This is a genomic window from Segatella copri DSM 18205 (assembly GCF_025151535.1).
GTDB classification, from domain to species: domain Bacteria; phylum Bacteroidota; class Bacteroidia; order Bacteroidales; family Bacteroidaceae; genus Prevotella; species Prevotella copri.
Window position 1 is genome coordinate 15,822 of record NZ_CP102288.1, and the last position, 25,548, is coordinate 41,369.

Genomic DNA, 25,548 nt, shown 5'->3' on the forward strand with positions numbered 1-25,548 from the left:
TTACTGCAATCTAAATACAACTGGTACAGTATACTTAACACGTACAGCTGAACCGTTTTGCTTACCTGGTTTCCATCTAGGCATGCTCTTAACGACACGCTGTGCTTCACGGTCAAGTGAAGGGTCTACGGAACGAGCTACCCTAACATCAGAGATAGAACCATCACGTTCTACCACGAATGATACGATAACACGGCCCTGTACACCATTCTCCTGTGCAACGACAGGATACTTGATGTTGCTTGCAAGATAAGACATCAGGGCGCCTTGTCCACCAGGGAATGAAGGCATCTCCTCTACGACGTCGAAGACCTTAGTAGCAACCTCAGGTTTTGGTGCTGGTGGTGGAGGTGGAGCTGCCACTGCAATATCATTTCTTACAGCTTCAACTGTACGGTCCTTCACACCTTCCTTGTTTTCAGTACCGACTGCAACTTTGTCATCCAGTTTATCCATCTGCTTAACCTGGTTTTCCTCTTTTACGAGTTCATCCTTCTTAATGACAGGTGCGGTAAACTTCTGAGTTTCGCGAGCCACAGGAATCTCCTTTTTCATTTCAACCTTAGGCTTCACTTGCTCCTTCTTCTTTTCTTCCTTCTTAGCCTGCTGCTGGAGTTTAGCCAACTCCATTGCTTCCATATATGCTTGCTGCTCTTCAGCCTGTTTCTGTTCGATAACCTTCCAAGCTAAAAAACCACCCACGAGAGCTGCAGCAATGACCAAGATAAGCAGAGCCTTGATGTTTCGGCCAGAAGTACCCTTACGGAGCTGGTATGCACCATACTCCTTGTTCTTTCCGGCGAAAACCATTTCGACCCATTTTGGATCGTAAAGATCAATTTTTGCCATTTCTTTCTTGTTTTAATTGTTAGTACACATCTTACATCTTAACGTTTCTAGACTTGAGAAGCTTCTCATCGTCTCCGCTAATCTTATCGATGACATACGTACCAATGTTCAAAATCTGCATTTCATCGAGTGCATCAACCATATTCTTATATGAAGCATTATCTGTAGGCTTGATGACGATAGTAAGAGTAGGAATCTTTCCGTCCTTCAAGTTACCAGCCTTCAAATCGCTCAACTTCTTCTGATAGATGCTATCAGGATACTGCTTAGGATTCTTCTGACGGTCCATGTTCAACTCCTTGACAGCAAGTGCGATTCTTTCTACAGGGCGTGTGCCGTTTTCTGTAGCGTGCTCTCTCAAGACCTTACGGATGCCCTGGCTTCCCCATGTAGTCTCCTTGATCCATGTTGGATCATCGTACTTAGGAATACCAGCACCATAATAAATCTTGTTGTCTGCTGTTACGTAGAGTGTCACAGTTTCAGAAGCCTTAGCTTCGTTCTTCTGATCTTCTTGAGTATTCTCATCATTACTTGGCATAGTCAGCTCCATAGTCTGAGGTTTGCTCAAAGATGTACACAGCATGAAGAACGTGATAAGCAGCATGAGCATATCCACCATAGGCGTAAAGTCTACGCGGACATTCATTTTCTTTTGTTTGCTTTCTTTCTTTGCCATTTATTCGTCCCCCTGTTGTTTTAACTGTGTAATCATATAGTAATGACTCTCGTCCATATCCTGGAGTTCGTTCATCACTCTCTTAACGGTCTTGTAAGGTGTAGAAGCATCTGCCTTGAGGGCAATCTTGATGTCTGCGTTTACGTTACGAGCTGCGTCAACCCACTGCTGGAACTCACTCATACCGCCCTTAATACTGTCGAGAGGAATACCTTTAGTCTGGAGATACTGTGGACGCTTAGAAGCGTTCATTGTCAGATAAGTACTCAAGTCGCCCATAGGTACGCCGAACATACCTTCGCTCTTGAATGTCTCAATCTGTTTTGGGTTCAATGACACGCCGAATGCTCCTGTCATTGTGCTCAGTGTAGCTCCCAACTGATCAGTATTATCAATACTCATAAATACTTGGCCCTCGCCGGTAGGATTACCAGCCTTGTCCTTTTCAGGACTAACCAAGATGGTCAAGACACCGTTCTCTGGCACCTTAATCTCAGACACAGAACCTGGTGTATTTACCTTAACTGGCTCATTCTTTACGAAAGTAGAGGTGAGCATGAAGAAGGTAAGCAGCAGGGTCATAACGTCTGACATAGGCGTCATGTCGATCCAGATGTCACTCTTCTTAATTTTTACTTTACCCATAGCGATAAAATTTTAAAGGGTTAGCAAAAATTAAGCCTCTTCTGCGTGGTTAGCTTCGTATGTCTGAGCAATTGAGTAACCTACCTCGTCGAGTGCGTATGTCAACTTATCTACCTTGTTGGTGAATGTGTTGTAAGATACAACGGCACACCATGATGTCAAGATACCGAATGCGGTGTTGATCAACGCCTCAGAAATACCTACAGAAAGTGCTGCTGAGTCAGCGCCACCACCTTCACCCATGGCCTGGAATGACTTGATCATACCGGTTACTGTACCGAGAAGACCTGTCAAAGTACCAAGTGTTACGATTGTAGCGATGATAGGCAAGTTCATTGTCAAAGTTGGCATCTCCAACTGAGTTGCCTCCTCGTGAGCCTGCTGGATCTTAGCTACCTTCTGAGCCTTCTTCAAAGATGCGTTAGCACCAGACTCCATAGACTTGTAAGCGTTCAAAGAAGCCATAACAACGTTAGCTACTGTACCGCGCTGCTTGTTGCAGAGCTGCTCAGCCTTAGCGAAATCATTTGCGTTCAAAGCTGCCTTGATGTTTGCAACGAACTTAGGAAGAGCACCTGTACCTGTAGCGGTCTTAAGAGCCAACCAACGCTCGATTGTCATAGCCAACACTGTGAGCAACAATGTGTGGATAACTGGTACGATTACACCACCTTTGTAGATAGTACCCCAAATGTCTGCTGGGTGATCCTGTACACCTGGATCCTGGAAGTGCATGTCATTACCGAACCATGTGAAGAACAATGTGAATGCGATGATAGCACATACCACGATGATCCAGAATGCGCCTCTTACTCCCTGAAAGCCCTCAGACTTCTTAGCTGGGGCTGCTTGTTTTGTAGTTGCCATAATTTTACTTTTTTTAAATTATTAGTTAATAAATTATTAATATTTTCTTTTTTTTCTTTCTCGCTTCGTAGACCTTGAATGTGTCGTTTGTCAATAAACACAGTTGGGTTATCTATTTTGCATTGGCAAAGATAATAAATTAAAGTTTACTATCAGCCTAATTAAGAAGTTTTAACGAGATATTGGCTTATTTTATACCATTATCTCGCATTTTTCTTACATTTTGACCCTTGAAAATGGTCTTTAAGCCATTTTTATTTCAACTTGCCCAAAGCTTCCTTGATGCGCTTGATAGCTTCAACGATGTTCTCGTCACTTGTTGCATAGCTCATGCGGAAACAGTCTGGATCACCGAATGCGTCACCACCTACGGTGGCTACATGTGCTTCCTCGAGAAGGTACATGGCAAAGTCGGTTGAATTGTTGATGGTCTTCTCACCATTGCTTTTGCCAAAGTAGCTGTTGCACTTAGGGAAGAGATAGAAGGCACCCTGTGGCATGTTTACCTCAAGGCCTGGAACCTCTTTAGCCAACTTTACAATCAGGTTGCGGCGGCGCTCGAAAGCCACGCGCATTTCCTCTACTGCACTCTGGTCGAGTGTGTAGGCTGCTTCTGCTGCCTTCTGGCTGACAGAACATGTACCGCTGGTATACTGTCCCTGGAGTTTGTTGCAGCCCTTGATAATCCATTCCGGACCAGCCAGGAAACCGATTCTCCATCCTGTCATGGCGTAAGCCTTAGATACACCATTGGCAATGATAACCTGCTCCTTCATGCCCGGTTCCTGAGCAATGCTGTGGTGCTTGCCGATATAATTGATGTGTTCGTAGATTTCATCTGCCAACACAAATACTTCAGGATGCTTCTTGAGTACTTCTGCCAGTGCAGCCAGTTCTTCCTTAGAGTATACGCTACCGGTAGGGTTGCTTGGAGAACAGAGAATGAGCATCTTGGTCTTCTCTGTAATGGCATTCTCCAACTGCTCTGCGGTCATCTTAAAGTCCTGATCGAAACCGGCATTCACAATGACCGGAGTACCTCCTGCCAATTTCACCATCTGTGGATAACTTACCCAATATGGTGCAGGAATAATAACCTCGTCGCCTGGATTTACGAGTGCCAATACAGCGTTGCAGACGCACTGCTTACCACCCGTACCAACGATTACTTCATTGGTAGTGTACTCCAAACCATTCTCGTTCTTTAATTTGGCTACAATTGCTTTTCGCAAGTCAGGATAACCTGGTACTGGTGAATAACGGGAATAGTTCTCGTCAATAGCCTTCTTTGCTGCCTGTTTAATATTGTCAGGAGTGTTGAAGTCTGGTTCACCTACGCTCATGTTGATTACATCAATACCTTGAGCTTTCATTTCACTACTCTTCTGTGACATCGCCAGCGTTGCTGAAGGTGCCAATCTGTTTAAACGATCAGATAATTGTGCCATAATTTTATTCTTATATTTGTTTATCGTGTGCAAAAGTAAGCAAATTATTTCTTTTTCGGAAGAAAATTGAGCATTATTTCATGTTTTGTATTGAAATAATAACATAATTTTATTATCCGAGGTGCAAAGTGTGCCCCATGCGGTCTCTCTTGGTCTTGAGATAACGCTCATTGTACTTGTTTGGTACAACCTCGATAGGTACATTTTCTACGATTTCCAAACCGTATGCTTCGAGACCTACGCGCTTTACCGGATTGTTGGTGAGCAGACGCATTTTGTGTACACCGAGATGACGGAGCATCTGTGCACCGCAACCATAGTCGCGCTCGTCTGGCTTGAAACCGAGATGAGTATTGGCGTCAACGGTATCGTAGCCTTCTTCCTGAAGCTTGTAGGCTGCAATCTTGTTCATCAGACCGATGCCGCGTCCTTCCTGCTGCATGTAGACAACAACTCCCTTTCCTGCCTCGTCTATCATCTGCATGGCCTTGTGGAGCTGCTGACCGCAGTCACAACGCTTGCTGCCCAGAATGTCGCCAGTAGCGCAAGAAGAGTGAACACGGACCAGGATAGGCTCGTCTTCTTTCCATTCTCCCTTGATGAGTGCCATGTGTTCCAGACCATTGCTAGACTGGCGGAACGGAATGAGGCGGAAGTGGCCGTATTCTGTAGGCATGTCAACCTCTTCGCCCACTTCGATGAGTGATTCTTTCTTGAGTCGGTATTCTATCATGTCTTTAATAGAAATAACCTTGAGGTTCCATTCTTTTGCCATCTTCATCAGTTCAGGCAGGCGTGCCATGGTGCCGTCTTCATTCATGATTTCCATAAGTGCGCCTGCTGGATAGAGGCCTGCCATTTTACAAAGATCGATGGCTGCTTCTGTGTGTCCGCTTCTTCTTAATACTCCGTTATCTTGTGCGTAGAGCGGATTGATGTGACCCGGTCTGCCGAATGTCTGTGGAGTAGAGTTCGGGTCGGCAAGTGCTTTGATGGTTTCGGCACGGTCGTGTGCAGAAACACCGGTAGAGCAGCCTTCCAGTTTATCTACGGTTATGGTGAATGGTGTACCCAATACTGAGGTGTTCTCTGAAACCTGATGAGGCAAATCGAGCTCATCGCAGCGGCTCAGGGTGATAGGGGCACAGAGTACACCTCTTGCGTGTTTCAGCATGAAGTTTACTTTTTCTGCGTCTATCTTCTCTGCGGCAATGATGAGGTCGCCTTCGTTTTCGCGGTCTTCGTCATCAACAACAATGACGAACTTTCCTTCCTTGAAGTCTTTTACTGCATCTTCGATGCTATTTAATTTGATTTCTGACATGTTTGATACCTTATTATATAGTTACATTTTACTTTTTCTGTTCTTTAATCCGTTGGATGATGTCCGTATTGGTCTGACTGATGACCTTGAGGTCACGGAACAAGCGCAGTCGGAATCGCCACATTCTCAAATATAGCAGTGTGCCCACAGGGAAAATGATGGCTGCAATGATGTTGAGCCATTTCCGCTCGAATGGGCGTGTATGTGCCTTGACAGAAAGAACCGGATATTGGTTCATGTCGTGCAGGATATACTTGTTGGCGGTGTTGGTCAAATCTTCTATTACCTCTTCCAATTCTGCATTGATTCTTTCTATCTCATGATCAGGCTCGTATTTGAAGAATACATTGATGACGTTTGGAAGATGAACCAGTTTGTGTTCCTTATTATATAAGGTGATGTCTTGGTTGATTCTTTCCAGTTTCTCTGCATCCGTCTGATAATCCGGGTCGGTGATGATGACTTCCTTGCCGAAGTAATGGCGTTTCTGTCGTAAACCGAGCAGTTTCATGAAGAACTCTTTGTAAACATCCATATTGAATACGGAAGAGTCATTGGTTGCCTTGTAGGTTACGAAGATAGCCAAAGGCGTCAATACTGCCGGTGCAAGACCTTTACCGAACCAAATGGCCCACATGCCACTTCTAGACATTCTGTATCCTGTATTGTCGAGGATGAAGAAGACGATGAATACAAGTACGGAGATGACGACAGGGAAACCCAGTCCTCCTTTTCGGATGATGGCTCCTAATGGCGCTCCGATAAAGAAGAATATGAGACACGAAAGGGCTAGAGTGAACTTGTTGATAGCCTCAATCTTGTGCTGTCTTATCATGTAGTCTGCATCGCTCGTTGACATCGATTTGAAATCAAGGTCAGAAAGCTCCTGTTGTACGGTAGACTGTGCCTGGTTTACCGCCATGAGTTTCTTGTCCTGTGGCAACTTATTATATAAGGTGTCGAAAATGAGTTTTTCGCCCTTCTTGATTTCTTTGAGAGAGTCCTTCTTGTTGATGCGCTGTGCACCTCCATAGAATCTCACGTTGGCTTCGTTCAGGTAGATTCTTCCGATAGAATCATATAATTGGTTGAGCGAATCGATGTCGTGGTTGATTTTTTCCAGACTTTTACCCTTTGCATTTCCTGAAAGCGAAGCTGCATCGGTCATACTGAAGTCTCCATCAAAGTCGAGAATGATTTTTTTGGAAACGAAAGTCTCTCGTCTGTATGGTACGGCAGCAGTATTGGCAAGTGCACTGCTTTGCATGTTCTCAAACCATTCTCCACTGTAGAGGCTCAGAACCAGATGCTTCTTTTCTGCTGTACTCTGGAGCATGCCAGAATCTGCCAATATGATGGCGGCATCTTCATAGCTGTCGGTCATGCGGTAAATCATGATGCCGTAAAGCTTTCCGGTTTTCAAATCCTTCTTCTGCACATAAAGGTTGCAGTTTGGAATACCATCATAGAAGATTCCTTCCGGAATTTCCAGTTCCGGGCTTTTCTGTTTCATGGAAATCAGAAGTTGTGCCAGTTTCATGTTCGACTTAGGTCCCACATTGTTCTGGAAATAGAATGAGCCAAACATGATGATGATGGTGATGACGATGAGTGAGCGGAAAGCTTGCATCAGTGAAATGCCGGCAGCTTTGATGGCTGTAAGTTCCGAACTCTCGCCGAGATTACCGAACGTCATGAGTGAAGACAGGAGAATAGCCAAAGGCAGGGCCTGTGGTACGAGCATCAGACCCATGTACCAGAAAAATTGAGCCATCACGTCCATCGTGAGTCCCTTACCGATGAGTTCATCAATATATCTCCATAAGAACTGCATCATCAGCACAAACTGGCAGATGAAGAAAGTTCCCATGAAAAGGAGACCAAACTGCTTGGCAATAAATATGTCTAATTTCTTAATTCTAAGCATTTCAATATTCTGTTGTTTCAGACCTTTTCTTTATTTAAAATCATAGCAGGTCTGTTATTCAGTGTGCAAAGGTAATATAAAAAAATAAGAAAACCTTTATTTTTCGTTTTTTTTATATATATAATTAGGTGAAAGTGGGGCTGGAATGTGAGAAAAATGAGAAAATAAAACTTTTTTTGAAAATTTCTGCCGAAAAATTTGTTCAATTCAAATAAATGTATTACCTTTGCACCCGCAAATGAGAAATCAATTGCTTGGATGGCGGGATAGCTCAGCTGGTTAGAGCGTCGGATTCATAATCCGGAGGTCGAGGGATCGTGGCCCCCTCCCGCTACAAGATGAGAGACATCAACTTTTTAGTTGATGTCTTTTTTATGCTCTAAACTTTTCCACACTTATTCACTTCTCATAGAAAAGTTATCCACATATGTGTTGATAACTATGTTATTCCGTTGGTTATCAGATGTTTTTCCTGTTGGTAACTGGTGTGGAAAAGATAAATATGAAAGATTTCCTATGGTTTTCTTGGTGTTCTCAGAACAAAATATTTGCAAAAAATTGACCAATGGGGCTAAAATACAAAAAAAAAGTTATATATTTGCAGCGGTAAAGTTTTATTTTTAGGCATTTGTTGAATGCCTCTTCTTTATAAACATAGAAATTGTATAAGCTGTATGAAACGAAAATTACACCTTATTATATATGTAGCGATTATTGTGTTGCTGACCGGTTGTGCTCAGAAACCTAGGAAGTTTGTCATTGGCGTATCCCAGTGTTCGGAAGATATCTGGCGCGATAAACTGAATGATGAACTGAAGATGGGCGAGTATCTCAACGATTCGCTTATCGTGAAACTGGCTTCTTCCAATGATGATAATGTGTTGCAGAATAAGCAAGTTAACCAGTTTATCGATGAGGGCGTAGATCTGCTTATCGTATCTCCTAATCAGCTGAGTGCTATATCCAAGTCGGTAGAGCGTGCTTACGATAAAGGTATTCCTGTGATTCTCTATGACAGGAAGACCAATTCTGATAAGTATACGGCATTTATCGGCTGCGATAACTATACGATTGGTAAATCGATGGGAACTTTTATCGCCCAGCAGCTTCAGGGAAAGGGCCGCATCGTTGAAATCAGCGGTTTGGAGGGCTCTTCGCCTGCTTTGGAGCGTCATCGTGGTTTTATGGATGCTATCAAGCCTTATCCTGGGTTACAGGTTGTAGCCTCGGAGGAAGGAAACTGGAAAGAAGAGGGTGGAATCCAGGCGATGAAACGCATATTGAAACAGACACAGGACTTTGATTATGTCTTTGCCCATAATGACTGTCTTGCCTGGGGAGCTTATGTGGCTGCCCGCCAGATGAGGGTAAAGCGTAACTATAAGTATACCGGAGTAGACGGCATGGCTACCGAAGGTGGTGGTTTGGAACTTGTGCGCGATGGTATTTTCGAAGCCTCTTATCTTTATCCTACCAAGGGTGACGAGGTCATAGCGCTTGCCATGAAGATATTGAAGCATCAGCCTTATGAGCGCGACAATTATCTGAGCACTTCTATCATAACCCAGGCAAATGCTGCCCTTACATTGATGGAGGCTAGAGATACCGAGCGTCAGACGCACAATCTGAAGACTTTGCATAAGCAGGTAAATCAGTATCTGTCTGATTATAACTCACAGAAAGTCATGCTCATAGGTCTGTGTCTGTTCCTGCTTGTTTGCCTTGCAGCTGCGGCTTTAATTTTCAGAGGTTATCTGATAAAGATGAAACTGAACGAAACATTGGCTAAGACAAATGGCGAACTGAAGCGACTGAATGTAGAATTGGGTGAAAAGAATGAAGAATTGAAACGATTGAATGAGGAGGTCTTGGAACTCACTCATTCCCGTCTGGTATTCTTTACCAATATCAGCCATGAACTTCGCACGCCTTTAACCCTGATAGCCGACCCGGTAGAGATGCTGCTCGAAGATACCGGCATCAGGGGCAAGAGTCGCGAACTCTTGAAAATGGTGCAGCGTAACGCCCTTGCTCTCCAACAGTTAGTAAGTAACATACTTGATTTTCGTAAGATTCAGAATGGCAAGATGGAGTTGAAACTCTATCGCTTCGACATTGTGAAGACCTTGACGATGTGGGTGGGCGACTTCCAGCTTACTGCCGAGCGCAAGCAGATCAGACTGCATCTGGATGTTGATGACTTGAAAGGCAGCCATGAAATGATTGCCGATCAGGAGAAGATTTCCCGTATCGTGTTCAATCTGTTGAGCAATGCCTTGAAATATACGCCTGCTGGTGGCGAAATCTTTGTTTCGCTGAAAGATGAAGGTACCAATCTCCGTCTTGATGTGAAAGATACGGGCAAGGGTATCTCGCAGGATGAGGCTGATAAGATCTTTGAACGCTTCTTCCAGGCCAAGGGTGCTGCCAGCGGTACGGGTATCGGTCTGGCTCTGGTGAAATCATTTGTAGAGTTGCATCATGGTGAGGCTAGGGTAGAAAGTGAACTGGGAAAGGGCTCTGATTTTATCGTTGTCATTCCTCGTGAGCAGGAGGGTGATTCACAAGTTATCCACAATGATGTGGATATTGTGGATAACTCTGTAAATGCTTCTGCGTCAACTGGTAAGAATGTTGTAGATGAATCTGTTTTGCAATATATTGACGATGGAGACAGAAGTCGTGGAAAAGTTCAGCAGCTGGTAAGTGAGAATACCAATCGTCCTACTGTTCTGGTTATTGATGATAATACCGATATCCGTCAGTATGAGCGTACACTTTTGCAGGATGAGTATATTGTTCTTGAGGCTGCTGATGGTAAAGAGGGTCTGGCTGTCGCCTTGAAAGAGGTGCCTGACCTGGTGATTTGCGATGTGATGATGCCTGTTATGGACGGATTGGAGTTGACAGAACAGCTGAAGACGAATACGGCTACCTCTCATATCCCTGTTATTATGCTTACGGCGAAGAACCTGGAGGAGCATCGCGCAGAGGGTTATGAGCATGGAGCTGATTCCTATATTACTAAACCATTCCACAGCAAGGTGCTTCTCGCCCGTATCGAGAATCTCTTGCGACAGCGTCAGCTCCTGAAGAATCTTTATCAAGGTACTAAAGAGGCTGAGAAGGAGATTTCTGAGGCTCATCTGGAAGATCGTGACAAGCAGTTCCTCAGGCAGCTTCAAGCTATTATCCAACAGAATCTTTCTGATAGCGAGTTTGGAGTTGAGGATATGGGACAGCAGATTGGTTTAAGCCGTGTACAGCTCTATCGCAAGGTGAAGGCGATGACTGGCTCTTCTGTTGTTGACTTACTCCGTAAGGCTCGCCTTGCCAAAGCTAGGCGTTTGCTCGAAACCCGGAGCATGAGTGTCTCTGAAGTAGCCTATGAAGTGGGTTTCTCAGCGCCGTCTTACTTCACAAAATGTTTCAAGGAAGAGTATGGAATGTTACCTGGTGATGTAGGTAATGTGATGAAATAGAGAGAAATACGCTATACCTGAAGTGTAAAATCTGTGAATATATGGATAAAAATCGTTCATTTCCTAGCATAAAAGGTACATTGTATCATTTTTATCACTCTTTGAACGATAATTATACCTGAGTTTTGCTGAAACTTACTATCTTTGCACCAGAATTTAGAAGTTTATAAATTGTTTCATGCAAAAGTAGTTGCATTTTCATAGGTTTAGGATTTTAGGTTTTATGCTTTAAGGTTATAGGATTGAGTATTCATTAAGGTAAGTAGTTTTCTTTAAGGTAAAAAGTTTTGTTTTGGAAAATAACTAGTAATGAGAGAAAGCAGCTGTATAGACGGGATGTCTGACAGCTGCTTTTCGCGTATTATAGTTTGTTTCTTTTTAAGCGGGCATACTATAGCTTTTTAAGGGGGCTTATTCCCAATCTTCGAATTCCAGTTCCAGTTCTTTGTATTCGGGTTTGAAACTGCTGTTCTCCTTATCTTGCTTCCTGGCTTCTTCTGATGAGGCGTTGCTTACGGACAGACCAAGCAGGCGGATGGGATGCGCCGAGGAGTAATCTACCTGTTTCAGTAGCCGTTTGGCAAGAGGCAGAATATCATCCTTCTTTTTCAGAACCTTTTCTTGCGAGATACTTCTTGTTATCTGGGTGAAATCGGCAAACTTCACCTTCAGCGTCAGGGTTCTTCCTTCGAAACCGCTTTTGGCGATGCGCTCCAGCAGTTCGAGTACAGTATGGTACAGTTCGATAATCACAGCCGTTTTTAGATAGATATCTTCCAAGAAAGTCTGTTCGCAGCCTACCGATTTCCGTTCCCGGTAGGTGATGACAGGTCGTTCATCTATCCCCCTTGCGAAATCATAGAAGATGTGTCCGGCTTTTCCGAACACTTCTACCAGATGTTCTTCGGATACTTTCCTCAGGTCTGCTCCGTTGAAGATACCCATGAAATGCATCTTTTGCAGTGTTTTCTTGCCCACACCCCAGAAATCCTCTATTGGCAGCTGGGCGATGAAATCGTACGCCTTGTCTGGATGAATGGTGCAGATGCCGTCGGGCTTGCGGTAATCAGAAGCCACTTTGGCGAGAAACTTGCAGTAGCTGATGCCTGCCGAGGCGGTGAGTCCGGTTGCCTCCTTGATACGGGTTTTGATTTCTTTGGCAATATCCACCGCCAGTTCTATCCCTTTCTTATTCTGCGTTACATCAAGAAAGGCTTCATCTATGGAGATGGGTTCTATGAGGTCGGTATATTCCTGGAATATCTGATGTATCTGATGGGATATTTTAGCATAATAATCATGCCTGCAGGGCACGATGATGAGGTTAGGGCAGCGCTGCTTGGCTTGAGCGATGGATTGCGCGGAGTGAACGCCATACTTCCTTGCCTCATAGCTGGCTGTAGAAACCACACCACGAGGTCCGTCGAAGCCAACCGCTACCGGTTTGCCCCGAAGTTCCGGATTGTCTCTTTGCTCTACCGCAGCAAAGAAGGCATCCATGTCGATATGTATGATCTTTCGCTCAGTCATTCCTGCCTTATTTTTCCCAAAAGTACAAAAAAGATGCGTTTCCACAAAATCTAAGCTGTTTTTTATTGTTCGTTAACGTTTTCGGGTATTAGCCTACATGACCCATCGAAACAGGCTGCGTTGAGCATCTCAAGTACTTGCGTTAGCCAACTCAAGTACTTGCGTTAGCCAACTCAAGTACTTGCGTTAGTCAACGAAGCTATCTGCATCTGCTTCCGGAGTCGTCTTCGATAGCTTCCGGAGTCGTTATCGATAGCTTGTTGAGTCGTCTCCGTTAATTTAACAAGTCGTCTCCGATAGCTTACGGAACCACTTGAGTAAGCTGAACCAAACACTTGACCTCACTGATTCATGCACTAAGGAAGAGGGTAATCGTAATGTGATGCTCAATGCAGCCAGTGCGAATGGTCCTCGTGAGATTCAGATAGGCTTGCCTTCTGCCGATGTCAACGTTTTGGAGAATGGTTTGCCTGTTACTTACGCAACCAATCCTCATTCTGTCAATACCATCTGGCGTGGTGATGCAATTTTGAGCCATCAGGGATTGCTCAAAATTGCCGAGACTGCCATCACTACCGGTAAGATTGATGAGGCTCTTTTCACCACCGAGCTCAGCTAGAAATTCAGTACTTCCACCTTCCGTCTTGGCGTGAATGAGTGGTTCTACCATATCGATTATTGCTCAAATACAACCATGTATGACCAGAGTGTTAATTTCGGCTTCACTGGCGATTTCACTTACATCGTTCAGCATCCTTCGAGATTGAGGCTGATGTAACACCAGATGCCAACGGCATTGCAGGTATTGAGATTTCAAACAACAAGCGTGAGCGCACTATGATTTATTTCGATATGAAGCAGGGCAAGGTGGTAATGGATAGAACAGAGAGCGGTTTGACCGATTTTGGCAAGCAGGCAGTTCCTCACGATATCGAGTTGGCTTGGGACAAGCAGCGTGCTGCAGAAGGCAAGGAGCCTGCCCGCATTGCCAACTCCATCAACTACAAGAACGATTTCGCGCTGGCAACCTGGGCTCCATTGAGTCTTTGCGAGGATGGCAAGAAGACTTATCATGTTGATATCTTCGTAGATAAGTCATCTGTTGAACTCTTCGTAGATGGCGGCCGTATCGCCATGACCAACCTCGTGTTCCCTGTAGCTCCATACGAGAATGTGAAGCTCTACACCCAGGGTGGCAAGGCAGAGTTCAAGAATCTGAAGGTTCATAAGCTTAGTTTGTAATCATGTAAAATCGAGTGTTTCGGATAAAATATAATAAAAGCCGCAATTTGTAAACGCAAACTGTGGCTTTTTCGTTTTTTTATGCTATCTTTGCACACAGATAGTGTTTTTAAAGATAGATCATGATGGAACAGCAAGTAAAACTAGTACCTTATGGGGTGGCTGATTTTGCTACGGTAATAGAGCAGAATCTATATTATGTGGATAAGACGATGTTTATCCCGGAGCTGGAGAAGCAGCCTCGCAATCTCTTCTTCATCCGTCCTCGTCGTTTTGGTAAGAGCATATTCTTGAGTATGCTCTATTCTTACTATGACTGTACGCAGAGCCATAAGTTCCAGAGTCTTTTTGGAAATCTGTGGATAGGCCAGCATCCTACACCTTTGCAGGGAAAGTATCAGGTGCTGTTCCTAGATTTCTCCCAGATTACGGGTAATATCGATAAGCTTGAGACTAAGTTTAATTCTTATCTCAGCATCAACCTTGATGCTTTTGTCCGTCAAAACTCAGAATATTATCAGGCAGAGATGGAAGAAATCCTGGCGCAGGAAGATTTTGAGGAAAAGATGGAACTGATATTCAAGGCTGCCAAGGCGCACCAGTATCATCTGTATCTCATCATCGATGAGTATGACAACTTCACGAATGTCATACTCAACGAACGTGGTGAGAATGTGTATCATGCGATTACCCATGCCGACGGCTTTTATCGTGATGTCTTCAAGAAGTTCAAGGGTAATTTTGAGCGTATCTTCATGATGGGTGTGAGCCCTGTAACCCTGGATGATGTGACGAGTGGATTCAATATAGGTTGGAACATTTCTATCAAGCCGGAGTTTGATGAGATGCTGGGCTTCTCTACCACTGATGTAGTGGAGATGTTTACCTATTATAAGGAGCATGGTAGTATTCCTGTCGATAGTGATATTGATGCCATCGTCAATGATATGAAGCCATGGTATGACAATTATTGCTTTGCAGAAGAAGCATTGAAGAAGAAAACTCGTATGTTTAATTGTGATATGGTTCTTTATTACCTTCGTAATTACATGGATAACGGATGTTCTCCTCGTCAGATGATAGACCCGAATACCCGTACCGATTACGGCAAGATGAAGAAACTTTTGCAGTTTGACAAGCTGGATGGAGAGCGTAAGGGCATTATCCGCAAGATAGCAGAAGAGGAGCAGATTGTTACCCAGCTTTATGAGTCGTTTTCTGCGTATCAGATTCCAAAGGCAGAGATATTCCCAAGTCTTCTGTTCTATTATGGCATGTTGACCATCAAGGGAACTCGTGGATCCAAGCTCATTCTGGGCATTCCAAACAATAATGTCCGCAAGCAGTATTATGGTTATCTGGAAGAGGAGTATCAGGCAAAGGCTTATGTGGATGTCAACCAGCTCACCGATTACTATTATGATATGGCATATGATGGTAAGTGGGAAGAAGGATTGCGCTTTATGGCGGATGCCTATGCCAAGGTTTCTTCGGTGCGTGATGGCATTGAGGCAGAGCGAAACCTGCAGGGATTCTTCATGGCTTATCTGAATCTGAATGATTATTATATCACGGCTCCAGAGTTGGAGTTGAATCATGGCTATTGTGATTTCTTCCTTTTGCCAGACCTTACCCATTATGCCAGTCAGCATAGCTACATCCTGGAGTTGAAGGTTCTTTCTAAGAAAGATTTCTCTGCGATAGTTGAAGGTGCGTTCACGGAAGATGGCAAGCCTATGACCAAGGCAGAGAAACAGTGGCGTGAGGCTCTAGATCAGATTCATCAATATGCCGAGGCTCCAAGGGTTGAGGCTTTGCGCCAAGGAACAAAACTCCATCTCATCATCATGCAGTTTGAGGGGTGGGAACTTAAACGGATGGAAGAAGTATAAAATCAATGAAAAGAATCAATATTATCTTAATAGTACTATCTTTTAGTATGCTCCTTCTTCTTGGTGCTTGCACCCAGAAGAATGTGGTGATTGGTGTGTCGCAATGTTGCGGCGGAGTTTGGCGTGAGAAGGTGAATAATGAGATGCGACAGGCGCAGTATCAATATAAGAATGTGGATTTGCTGTTTACTACTGCAGAGAATGACGGGCAATGTCAGGCTCGTCAGATAGACAGTATGATAGCCAGGAAGGTAGATTTAATCGTTGTTGCTCCTGATAACGTGAATGATGTAACACCTGCCATCGAGCGAGCTTATCGTGCGCATATCCCGGTTATTCTCTTCGACAGAAAGGTAAAGACACCCCATTATACAGCTTCCATCGGTGGCGATAATGTAGAAGCGGGTAGGGAAGTGGCCCGCTTTCTTGCCAGTAAACTGGATGGAAAAGGTACCGTTGTTGAGATTACGGGCTTGAAGGATGCTTCCCCTGTCATTGAGCGCCATCGTGGTTTCCACGAGGTGATGAAGAATTACCCGGGAATCAAGGTGGTTACCCTGGAAAGTAACTGGAAGTTAGAGCGTGCCCAGGAGTTAATGAAGCAATATCTGGATAAGGGCGGACATGCGGATGGCGTGTTCGGACATAGCGACCTGGGTGCCATAGGAGCCTTTCTGGAAGCGGAGAGACGAGGCATTGATAAGCAGATGCTGATAGTAGGCATTGATGGATTGCCTGGAGAATGGGAAGGAGTGGATAGAGTGAAGAGGGGACAGTTTGCTGCTTCTTATGTCTATCCTACCCAGGGCGAAAAGATTATGGAATTGGCAATGAATATCCTTCAGGGTAAACCCTATAAGAAGGATAATGTGATGAAATCATTCCTTGCTACCCCTGAAAACTGCGATGCTATCGCTCTACAATATCAGGATTTGGATGCGAAGGTGAAAAATATGGAGCAAATTTCAACTCATCTGGATTCTTATACAGAGGTATCCCGCATCCAGCGATGGATGATTATTGTTGCCATCGTTATCGTCTTAGTTCTGCTCTTTGTCATCTACTATATATATAAGGTATATAGAAAGAAGCTGCAGAAACAGAAAGCCGTGGCTCGTGGCTTCATCGAGAACAAGGAGGGTTGGGCTGCTGAACTGAATCACCTGGATGAGAGTGATCGTTACTTCATGGACCGTTTCAAGAAGAAGATTCTTGAGAATATGGGCAATGCTGATATGAAGATGGATGATTTGGGAGCCCAGATGCTGTTGAGCAAGGTGCAGCTCTATCGCAAGGTGAAGGCTATGACAGGAAAAACGCCTGCCGAGCTCTTGAAAGAGATGCGCCTGCAGAGAGCCTATACGCTCCTGATGCAGACTGATAAGACTATAGCTGAAGTCTCGGCAGAAGTAGGCTTTGCATTACCGGGCTATTTCTCTTCCTGTTTCAAGAAACAATATGGCGTTCTTCCAACAGATTTACGACATAAACCGGTGTAAGATGTATGATATGGTTCTAACTGCTTCTGATAGAAAACTTTAAAATCTTAGCAAAAGATAAGAAAATCGTTTCATGTAACATAATTATTGTTACAGGAACGATTTTTTCTATTTATATAACAGTCTTTTCTCTAATTTTGCGGCAGAAATCAAGCAATAACAATTTTTGAAACTTAAAACGTTATATTAGTATGAACAATCTTTCAAAATTACTAATGAGCTCTGCGCTCTGTACTGTTTGCACCGTAGCTAGTGCACAACAGGTAAATGTAAATGGCATCGTAAAGGATGCTGCCGGTGAGACAGTCATTGGCGCATCTATTATGGTGAAAGGCACAAAGACTGGTACTGTTACCGACTTTGATGGTAACTTTCATGTAGAATGTGCTCCTGGTTCCACACTTGTTATATCTTATATTGGATATAAGACGCAAGAAGTAAAGGCTTCAGATAATATGGAGGTAACACTTCAGGAAGATGCCAACGACTTGCAGGAAGTAGTTGTAACAGGTTATACCACTCAGAAGAAGGCAGACTTGACCGGTTCCGTGGCTGTGGTTTCAACCAAGAACCTGAAGACAAGTTCAGAGACAGACCCGATGCGTGCTTTGCAGGGTCGTGTTCCTGGTATGACTGTTACTACCGATGGTTCTCCTATTGGTTCAGGAACCGTGCGTATTCGTGGTATCGGTTCTTTCAACTCTTCTCAGGACCCTCTTTATATCATAGATGGTGTGCCTACCAATATGGCATTGAATACTCTCAATACAAATGATATAGAGAGTATGCAGGTTTTGAAGGATGCCGCTTCGGCTTCTATCTATGGTTCACGTGCATCGAATGGTGTCATCATCATCACCACCAAGAAAGGTAAGAAGGGTAGCAAGGTTGCTGTTGACTTCTCTGCCAACCTCACTGCACAGTTCTATTCCAACCAGTCGAAGATGAAGCTGATGAACTCCAGCCAGTATGCCACAGCGATGGCTCAGGCAGCCCTGAACGATGGACTCGATCCTGTGGCTTATGCAGCCAACTACGGCATCGACTTGAATGCGGCCTCTGGTACTCCAATCACCGTTTGGAATCCTGCTACCAACCAGTATCAGAACTATACTATCAATGGTCGATATGACGGCTACATCAATGCCAAGAAGACCATGCGATTCTCAGATACCGACTGGCTCGATGAAATCTCTCGCACTGGTTTCTCGCAGAACTACGACCTCTCTGTATCTCATGCCAATGACAAGCATAGCGCTATGTTCTCCTTGGGATACAAGAACAATGAGGGTGTCTTGAAATATACCGACTTCGAGAATATCTCAGCTCGTTTGAATACTTCTTGGAATTTAAACAAGATCGTAACCGTAGGTGAGAATTTGACTTTGACTTATACCTCTCAGGTAGATTGCCATCCGATGGAGAATGCCTTGAAGATGCCTTCCATCGTTCCGGTTTACGAAGAAGATGGCAAGACCTTCGCTGGTCCTGTGGGTAGTATGGCCGACCGTCAGAACCCTTGTCGTGAGCAGTATCAGAACCGCAACAACCACCTCGACTACTGGCGCATCTTCGGTAATGCTTTCGTAGAATTGAAGCCTGTCAAGGGATTGACCCTGCGTTCTAACTTCGGTTTGGATTTCAAAACATCGTTTATCAATGCGATGACGAATACTTATCATTCCGATATTGTCAACAATGATATCGCCAAGACAACGCTCTCGAATAACAATGAGACCAACTGGACATGGTCTAACACAGCCCAGTACGTTACCCAGATTGGCAAGCACAACATTGATGTACTCGGTGGTATGGAATTTTCCAAGCAGTCGGTTATCGATTTCTCTGCCTATTCAGAAGGCTATGCGCTGGAAGATAAAGATTATATGTGGCCAAATGCTGCCACGGGAACGATGCGTAACTCGGGTGCAAAGTTTGGTTATCGCCTGGCTTCTTTCTTTGGAAAGGTGAACTACAACTGGGATGATCTCCTCCTGGCGTCCTTCACCATCCGTCATGATGGTTCATCCCGATTTGGTAAGGCACATCGCTGGGGTACTTTCCCTGCTGCATCACTCGGTTTCAGATTCTCTAATCTCCTGAAGAAGGATTGGTTGGATGATGCCAAGTTGCGACTCTCTTGGGGTCAGACAGGTAACCAGGCTATCGACAACAATGCACAGTTTGGTCTTTATGTAGTAGATTACGGATTAGACCGTGTAACCTCTACTGCATACGATCTCTTCCTGCAAGGCTCAGGTACCTTCCCTTCTGGTTATCGTGCCACACAGTTGGCTAACCCTAACTTGAAATGGGAGGCAGCTACCCAGTATAACGTAGGTTTGGATTACACCCTGTTTGGCAACAGCCTCTATGGTACAGTGGATGCCTATATTAAGAATGTGAAGGATATGTTGATTAATCCTGCTTATCTGGGTGCAACTGGTGAAGGTGGAAATTCATGGCAGAATGGTCCTTCGCTCCGCAACTGGGGTATGGAGTTCACCGTGGGTTATCGCAAGACCTTGGCTAATGGACTTGGCATCGACGTGAACGGCAATCTGGATTTCTTCCGCAACAAGGTTACTTATTTGCCAGCAACAACAACAGGTGCTTACGCTCACACATCTAAGGAAAACCTGGTGCAGAGTGGCAAGTCATATGGTTCTATCGTAGGTTATGTAGCCGATGGAATTTTCCAGAATCAGGAAGAAGTAGATAAGTCTGGACAGCCAAACGCACGTGTCGGTGGATTGAAATACAAGGACTTAGATGGTAAGAATGGAATTACTTCAGATGACCAGACGTGGATTTTCGACCCTGTGCCAGCCTTCTCTTATGGTTTGAATATTGCTCTCAACTACAAGGGCTTTGATTTCAGTATGTTCTGGCAGGGTGTCTATGACCAGGATGTGTATAACAACCAAAAGTTCCAGACCGACTTCTGGGCTATTACTGATGGTGGTTCTAACAAGGGAACCCGTTTGCTCGATGCCTGGAATACCAACAATACCGGTTCTTCCATCCCACGCTTGAGCACCATGAACACAGCCGATGAGGGTCGTGCTTCTACTTACTACGTAGAGAATGGATCTTACTTGAAGTTGCGCACCTTGCAGGTGGGTTACACCATCCCAAGCAGCATCCTCTCTAAGTTGAAGATGACCAGTGCCCGTGTCTATCTCTCAGGTCAGAATCTTTTGACCATCAAGAGCAATAGCCTGACCTGTTCAGACCCAGAGAATCCAAACTGGAACTATCCACTTTCAACATCCGTATCATTCGGACTTCAGGTAGGTTTCTAAAATGTTTCATATTTTTAAAGAGAATTTTAAGATGAAAAAGTTATATACAATGGTGCTTGCAGCAGCACTGGTAGGAACATTCACCAGTTGTGATGATTTCCTGGATTACACCCCAACAGCTGTGGTTGATGAAGACAAGGCTTTCAGCGAGCCAGACAAGATGGTAAACAGTGCCTATGCAATGTTGGGCGACTGTTGGTATTCTTACCCATTCAACCTTTGGCCATACGGTGACCTTTCTTCAGACGATTGCTTGAAGGGTGGCGGTGGCACCGGTGACACCGGTTATCACGATGTGGAGATCTGGACTACCTTGACCTCTACTAAGGGCGAACTCGACGAGTTATGGTATCGTCTCTATTGTGCCGTTTCCCGTTGCAACCGTGCCTTGGTTTCTTTGCAACAGAATGGTGAGAGCACACTGGGTGCTGAGGTAACCAAGCAGCGTGAGGCTGAGGTTCGCTTTCTCCGTGCTCATTTCTATTTCAAGTTACTTAGCATGTATCGTCAGATTCCTTGGATAGACGAGAAGGTTTATGAGGATAAAACAACAGAGAGCACATCAAACACTCAGTTTACTTACGAGGAATTGTGGCAGAAGGTGATAGCCGACTTCCAGACAGCATACGATGTACTTCCTGCTAAGCAGAAGGATGGCGGTCGTGTCAACAAGATTGCTGCCGCAGGTTATCTGGCTAAGTGTTATCTTACCATTGCCTGGGGTGATGGTTATGAGGCAACCAATGGCGTTGACCATATTAATAAGGAGTATATGCAGAAGGTAGTAGATTACACCGATGTTGTAAAGAATTCAGACTATGGTTACATGGCAGACTTCGGCGACATCTTCCTGCCAGACAATAAGAACAACAAGGAGTCTGTCTTTGCCGTACAGGCTTCCGACTATAGCGAGGACCATACCGCCTTCGGACGTGCCAACTGGTCTAATATGCTGAATGGCTGTTGGGGTATTTGGTCTTGCGGATGGGATTTCCACAAGCCTTCACAGAACCTGGTGAATGCCTTCAAGACCAAGAACGGACTTCCTGAGTTTGATGACTACAACAAGACTTGTGATTATCCTGTAAACGGTAAGCCTAATAGTCAGAAATGGGATCCACGTTTGTTCCATACAGTAGGAATGCCTACCTTCCCATATAAATATGAGTCAGAATACACGATGACTACAGCCAACTCTCGTACGCCAAACGTTTATGGTTACTATACCTCTCTGAAGGAAGTACCACAGCGTTCTAAGGGTGAAACATTCAATGGCTCTTGGCAGGCGTTTGCGATGAACGACTATGTGCTCCGTTATAGCGACATCATGTTGATGCGCGCTGAGGCTTTGATAGAGTTGGACCATCTGGCTGAGGCTCGTACCATCATCAACGATATCCGTCAGAGAGCCAAGAATTCTGTGGATAAGCATATCGATTATGCCAAGGCTCAGTGTGATATTGCCCTTTATCCGGAGTCTTATTTCCAGGATAAGGAGACGGCAAGAAAGTGCCTGCGCTGGGAACGTCGTCTGGAGATGGCGATGGAGAACGGCCGTTTCTTCGACCTGCGCCGCTGGGGCGTTGCTTCTGAGACATTGAACAAGTATTTTGCATCAGAGCAGAACGATAAGTATGGAGAGCAGACATACGCTCAATACCTGAAGGATGCCAAGTTTACTCCAGGCAAGAACGAGTTCTATCCGGTTCCATATAACCAGCTGTATTACGTTCCTGGTCTGTATAAGCAGAATAAGGGATACGAGTAATTACCTATCGGTATTTTTAGATAATAATTTCAGACACTTAGACAATGAAAAAGATATTTATTTCGGCGCTTGTCGCTCTTTGCGGTTTCACCGCCAGTTATGCCCAGCAGGCTTCCTTCTTGAGCAATAACCACTGTCTCTACCGCATCAGCCAGGAGAGGCAGAACCAGAAGTGTCTCTTGCTTCCTGTGCAGGAAAATGCAGAGATAGCCAATATTAAGGTGATTGCCGACAACAAGCAGGTGAAAGCCTTCAATGTGAAGTTGGCTAAAGATCACGTAGATTATTACGTGCCTCTCTATATGGATGAGTTTGCCGGTTTGAAGGGCCTGGCTCTCGATATCCATGTAAACGGCGATTATAGCAAGGAGGGTTTGAACGCCCTCACTTGCTGGGAGAACATGAAGTTCTCTGATTCTTTCGATATGAAGAATCGTGAACAGTATCGCCCAGTTTTCCATCACACTCCTGTTTACGGATGGATGAACGACCCAAATGGTATGTTCTATAAGGATGGCGTATGGAATCTCTATTTCCAGTATAATCCTTACGGATCACAGTGGGAGAATATGACCTGGGGACATTCTACATCTACCGACTTGATACATTGGAAGTTCCAGGGTGCCCCTATCCAGCCAGATGCAATTGGTACCATTTTCAGCGGTTCTGCCGTTGTGGATAAGAATAATACCGCTGGTTTGGGCAAGGGTGCTGTTGTGGCTCTCTACACTTCGGCTGGTGAGAACCAGACACAGAGCATGGCTTACAGTACAGATAACGGCAAGACCTTTACAAAATATGCAGGAAATCCGATCATCACCAGTACTGTGCCAGACTTCCGTGACCCACACATGTTCTGGAACGAGGACATCAAGAAATGGAATATGATCATGGCGGTTGGTCAGCACATGGAAATCTATTCTTCAGATAACTTGAAGGACTGGAAATACGAAAGCTCTTTTGGTGAGAAGTATGGCAACCATGGCGGTGTCTGGGAATGCCCAGACTTGATGAAGATGAAGGTTCGTGGCACCGATAAGGAGAAGTGGATGCTCATCTGCAACATCAATCCTGGTGGTCCGTTCGGAGGTTCTGCTACCCAGTATTTCATCGGTGATTTCGACGGTCATAAGTTTACTTGCGAGAGCAAGCCTGAGGTAACCAAGTGGATGGATTACGGAAAGGATCATTACGCTACAGTTACCTTTGATAACGCACCAGAAGGTCGCCGCGTGGCTATCGCCTGGATGAGCAACTGGCAGTATGCCAACCTGGTTCCTACCCAGCAGTACCGTTCAGGCAACTCTATTCCTCGCGACTTAGGTCTCTTCGAGTATAAGGGTGAAACTTATTGCAGCGTGGTTCCATCTCCAGAGATGACAGCAGCAAGAAGCAAGAAGGCAGGCAAGAAACTTACAGAGTCTTGCGAGATGGTTGTGAATCTGAAGGGAAATGCTACTATCACTTTGAGCAACGACAAGGGCGAGAAGGTAGTGATGAACTACGATGCCAAGGCAGAAACCTTCTCAATGGATAGAACCAAGAGCGGTAAGGTGGATTTCAGCAAGGACTTCGCTGCAGTCACCAAGGCTCCAACCTATGGAAATATCAGCCAGCTGCGCATCTTCATCGACAAGAGCAGCATCGAGGCACTGGATGCTTACGGCAAGATGTCCATGACCAATCTCGTGTTCCCAAGCAAGCCTTACAACAAGGTTACTGTAAAGGGAAAGGGTAAGTATCAGGTTTACGACATCAAGTAACCTCATCTGTTAAGAACAGAATCTATAAGATAATTGTTTCTTAGCGTGTTACTGATGTAACAATGCAACAAAAATGGTAGCCGATGAACGATATTTTATGATATATTGTATCGTTTATCGCTACCTTTGCACCAGCAAAATAGAAACAATAACGCTAACAATTATGAATAAATCATCAAAGTTATCAATCATCCCGGTGATGCTCTGTTTCTTCGCCATGGGATTTGTAGATTTGGTAGGTATTGCCTCCAACTACGTAAAGGAAGATCTCAACCTCAATGATGCAACAGCCAATCTGTTCCCATCGCTGGTATTCTTCTGGTTTCTCATCTTCTCGGTTCCTACGGGAATCCTGATGAATAAGATAGGTAGAAAGAAGACAGTACTCCTGTCTTTGCTCGTTACTGTTATCTCACTCCTTTTGCCCATCTTTGGCGAAAACTTTGAGCTGATGCTCGTGTCGTTCTCATTGCTCGGCATCGGAAATGCCTTGATGCAGACCTCCCTGAACCCTCTGGTTTCGGTGGTGACATCAGGTCGGAACCTGGCTTCCACATTGACCTTCGGTCAGTTTGTCAAGGCGATAGCTTCCTTCCTGGCTCCATACATCGCTATGTGGGGCGCCATGGCAAGCATTCCTACCTTCGGTTTGGGCTGGAGAATCCTCTTCCCAATCTATATGGTTATCGGAATCGCAGCTACCTTCTTCCTGGCTGGTACACCTATCGAGGAGGAGAAGAACGAGGGTAAGGCATCTGGTTTCGGCGAATGCTTCAAGTTGCTCGGCAAACCTATCGTGCTGCTTTCCTTCATCGGTATCATGTGCCATGTAGGCATTGATGTAGGTACCAATACCACAGCTCCTAAAATTCTGATGGAGCGTCTGGGATGGACGCTGAACGAGGCTGCCTTCGCTACATCGCTCTACTTCATCTTCCGTACCATCGGATGCTTCACCGGTACCGTTTTCCTCCGCATGATGAAGACCCGCACTTTCTTCGTTATCAGCGTAGTGATGATGGCTCTGAGTATGATAGGCATGTGGGTAGGCGAGAGCAAGACGATGCTTTATATCGCCATCGCCCTGGTGGGATATGGCAACTCTAACGTGTTCTCCATGATTTTCTCTCAGGCACTTCTAGCTATGCCTGATAAGAAGAACGAAGTGAGTGGACTGATGATCATGGGACTCTTCGGTGGTACCGTCTTCCCGTTGATTATGGGCTTTGCCAGTGATGCTATGGGGCAGGCTGGTGCTGTGGCTGTCATGGCAGTTGGTGTAGTTTATCTCTTCACTTATATCCGCAAGTTATAATATAAATCATCCG

The 25,548-nt window shown here is 44.8% G+C and carries 16 protein-coding genes, 1 tRNA gene and 1 pseudogene; 10 read left to right on the top strand and 8 right to left on the bottom strand.

Annotated elements, in window-relative coordinates; translation table 11 throughout:
- The 7 genes from NQ544_RS00055 to NQ544_RS00085 all read right to left on the bottom strand — a co-directional run bounded on the left by NQ544_RS00055 (position 1) and on the right by NQ544_RS00085 (position 7,739).
- Positions 1-849 carry an energy transducer TonB gene (locus NQ544_RS00055; RefSeq protein ID WP_006849142.1) on the bottom strand — a complete coding sequence of 283 codons (849 nt, stop codon included), beginning with the start codon at positions 847-849 and terminating at the stop codon, positions 1-3.
- Between the two features lie 31 nt (positions 850-880).
- A complete protein-coding gene (locus NQ544_RS00060) occupies positions 881-1,528 on the bottom strand; it encodes an ExbD/TolR family protein (RefSeq protein WP_006849143.1) in 648 nt (215 codons plus the stop codon).
- Positions 1,529-2,173, bottom strand: coding sequence for an ExbD/TolR family protein (locus NQ544_RS00065; RefSeq protein WP_006849144.1), 645 nt, complete (start codon positions 2,171-2,173; stop codon positions 1,529-1,531).
- Positions 2,174-2,203: 30 nt separating this feature from the next.
- Positions 2,204-3,040, bottom strand: a complete 837-nt coding sequence (locus NQ544_RS00070; protein ID WP_006849145.1) for a MotA/TolQ/ExbB proton channel family protein — start codon at positions 3,038-3,040, stop codon at positions 2,204-2,206.
- A 254-nt stretch (positions 3,041-3,294) separates the two neighbouring features.
- A complete protein-coding gene (locus NQ544_RS00075) occupies positions 3,295-4,488 on the bottom strand; it encodes a pyridoxal phosphate-dependent aminotransferase (RefSeq protein WP_006849146.1) in 1,194 nt (397 codons plus the stop codon).
- 112 nt (positions 4,489-4,600) lie between these two features.
- Positions 4,601-5,812, bottom strand: coding sequence for a bifunctional 3,4-dihydroxy-2-butanone-4-phosphate synthase/GTP cyclohydrolase II (locus NQ544_RS00080; RefSeq protein ID WP_006849147.1), 1,212 nt, complete (start codon positions 5,810-5,812; stop codon positions 4,601-4,603).
- A gap of 28 nt (positions 5,813-5,840) precedes the next feature.
- Complete coding sequence (locus NQ544_RS00085) at positions 5,841-7,739, bottom strand: LptF/LptG family permease (RefSeq protein WP_006849148.1); 1,899 nt, start codon at positions 7,737-7,739, stop codon at positions 5,841-5,843.
- A 260-nt stretch (positions 7,740-7,999) separates the two neighbouring features.
- Between NQ544_RS00085 and NQ544_RS00090 the strand changes: the two genes are divergently transcribed.
- Positions 8,000-8,073 (top strand) — tRNA-Met (locus tag NQ544_RS00090).
- Between the two features lie 340 nt (positions 8,074-8,413).
- A complete protein-coding gene (locus tag NQ544_RS00095; RefSeq protein WP_006849151.1) occupies positions 8,414-11,221 on the top strand; it encodes a hybrid sensor histidine kinase/response regulator transcription factor in 2,808 nt (935 codons plus the stop codon).
- A gap of 411 nt (positions 11,222-11,632) precedes the next feature.
- On the opposite strand, the gene dinB is transcribed toward NQ544_RS00095, so the two are convergent.
- Positions 11,633-12,751 (bottom strand): DNA polymerase IV, encoded by a 1,119-nt coding sequence (dinB, locus tag NQ544_RS00100; protein WP_040553749.1) that lies wholly within the window; start codon positions 12,749-12,751, stop codon positions 11,633-11,635.
- Positions 12,752-13,106: 355 nt separating this feature from the next.
- Between dinB and NQ544_RS00105 the strand changes: the two are divergent.
- From NQ544_RS00105 to NQ544_RS00140, 8 genes and pseudogenes are all read left to right on the top strand, one after another.
- Positions 13,107-13,349: pseudogene (locus tag NQ544_RS00105) on the top strand (TonB-dependent receptor); the annotation flags it as partial.
- A 206-nt stretch (positions 13,350-13,555) separates the two neighbouring features.
- On the top strand, positions 13,556-13,993 hold the full coding sequence (locus tag NQ544_RS00110) for a glycoside hydrolase family 32 C-terminal domain-containing protein (RefSeq protein WP_244263588.1): 438 nt from the start codon (positions 13,556-13,558) through the stop codon (positions 13,991-13,993).
- Positions 13,994-14,118: 125 nt separating this feature from the next.
- Complete coding sequence (locus tag NQ544_RS00115) at positions 14,119-15,885, top strand: ATP-binding protein (RefSeq protein WP_040553765.1); 1,767 nt, start codon at positions 14,119-14,121, stop codon at positions 15,883-15,885.
- Positions 15,886-15,890: 5 nt separating this feature from the next.
- Positions 15,891-17,384, top strand: coding sequence for an AraC family transcriptional regulator (locus tag NQ544_RS00120; protein ID WP_006849157.1), 1,494 nt, complete (start codon positions 15,891-15,893; stop codon positions 17,382-17,384).
- Positions 17,385-17,575: 191 nt separating this feature from the next.
- The gene (locus NQ544_RS00125) at positions 17,576-20,689 is read left to right on the top strand and encodes a SusC/RagA family TonB-linked outer membrane protein (protein WP_006849158.1); all 3,114 of its coding nucleotides are present in this window, start codon (positions 17,576-17,578) and stop codon (positions 20,687-20,689) included.
- Between the two features lie 31 nt (positions 20,690-20,720).
- On the top strand, positions 20,721-22,457 hold the full coding sequence (locus NQ544_RS00130) for a RagB/SusD family nutrient uptake outer membrane protein (RefSeq protein WP_040553755.1): 1,737 nt from the start codon (positions 20,721-20,723) through the stop codon (positions 22,455-22,457).
- Positions 22,458-22,501: 44 nt separating this feature from the next.
- Positions 22,502-24,220: a DUF4980 domain-containing protein gene (locus NQ544_RS00135; RefSeq protein WP_006849160.1), complete on the top strand. Its 1,719-nt coding sequence runs from the start codon at positions 22,502-22,504 to the stop codon at positions 24,218-24,220.
- 163 nt (positions 24,221-24,383) lie between these two features.
- A complete protein-coding gene (locus tag NQ544_RS00140) occupies positions 24,384-25,535 on the top strand; it encodes an MFS transporter (protein WP_040553756.1) in 1,152 nt (383 codons plus the stop codon).
- Positions 25,536-25,548: the final 13 nt, after the last annotated feature.

Bases quoted from the DNA above. Each gene is read 5' to 3' on its own strand.
- NQ544_RS00095 (WP_006849151.1), top strand. From the start codon at position 8,414: ATGAAACGAAAATTACACCTTATTATATATGTAGCGATTATTGTGTTG.
- NQ544_RS00140 (WP_040553756.1), top strand. From the start codon at position 24,384: ATGAATAAATCATCAAAGTTATCAATCATCCCGGTGATGCTCTGTTTC.
- NQ544_RS00070 (WP_006849145.1), bottom strand. From the start codon at position 3,040: ATGGCAACTACAAAACAAGCAGCCCCAGCTAAGAAGTCTGAGGGCTTT.
- NQ544_RS00125 (WP_006849158.1), top strand. From the start codon at position 17,576: ATGAACAATCTTTCAAAATTACTAATGAGCTCTGCGCTCTGTACTGTT.
- NQ544_RS00075 (WP_006849146.1), bottom strand. From the start codon at position 4,488: ATGGCACAATTATCTGATCGTTTAAACAGATTGGCACCTTCAGCAACG.
- NQ544_RS00120 (WP_006849157.1), top strand. From the start codon at position 15,891: ATGAAAAGAATCAATATTATCTTAATAGTACTATCTTTTAGTATGCTC.
- NQ544_RS00115 (WP_040553765.1), top strand. From the start codon at position 14,119: ATGGAACAGCAAGTAAAACTAGTACCTTATGGGGTGGCTGATTTTGCT.
- NQ544_RS00135 (WP_006849160.1), top strand. From the start codon at position 22,502: ATGAAAAAGATATTTATTTCGGCGCTTGTCGCTCTTTGCGGTTTCACC.
- dinB (WP_040553749.1), bottom strand. From the start codon at position 12,751: ATGACTGAGCGAAAGATCATACATATCGACATGGATGCCTTCTTTGCT.
- NQ544_RS00085 (WP_006849148.1), bottom strand. From the start codon at position 7,739: ATGCTTAGAATTAAGAAATTAGACATATTTATTGCCAAGCAGTTTGGT.
- NQ544_RS00055 (WP_006849142.1), bottom strand. From the start codon at position 849: ATGGCAAAAATTGATCTTTACGATCCAAAATGGGTCGAAATGGTTTTC.
- NQ544_RS00080 (WP_006849147.1), bottom strand. From the start codon at position 5,812: ATGTCAGAAATCAAATTAAATAGCATCGAAGATGCAGTAAAAGACTTC.
- NQ544_RS00065 (WP_006849144.1), bottom strand. From the start codon at position 2,173: ATGGGTAAAGTAAAAATTAAGAAGAGTGACATCTGGATCGACATGACG.
- NQ544_RS00130 (WP_040553755.1), top strand. From the start codon at position 20,721: ATGAAAAAGTTATATACAATGGTGCTTGCAGCAGCACTGGTAGGAACA.
- NQ544_RS00060 (WP_006849143.1), bottom strand. From the start codon at position 1,528: ATGGCAAAGAAAGAAAGCAAACAAAAGAAAATGAATGTCCGCGTAGAC.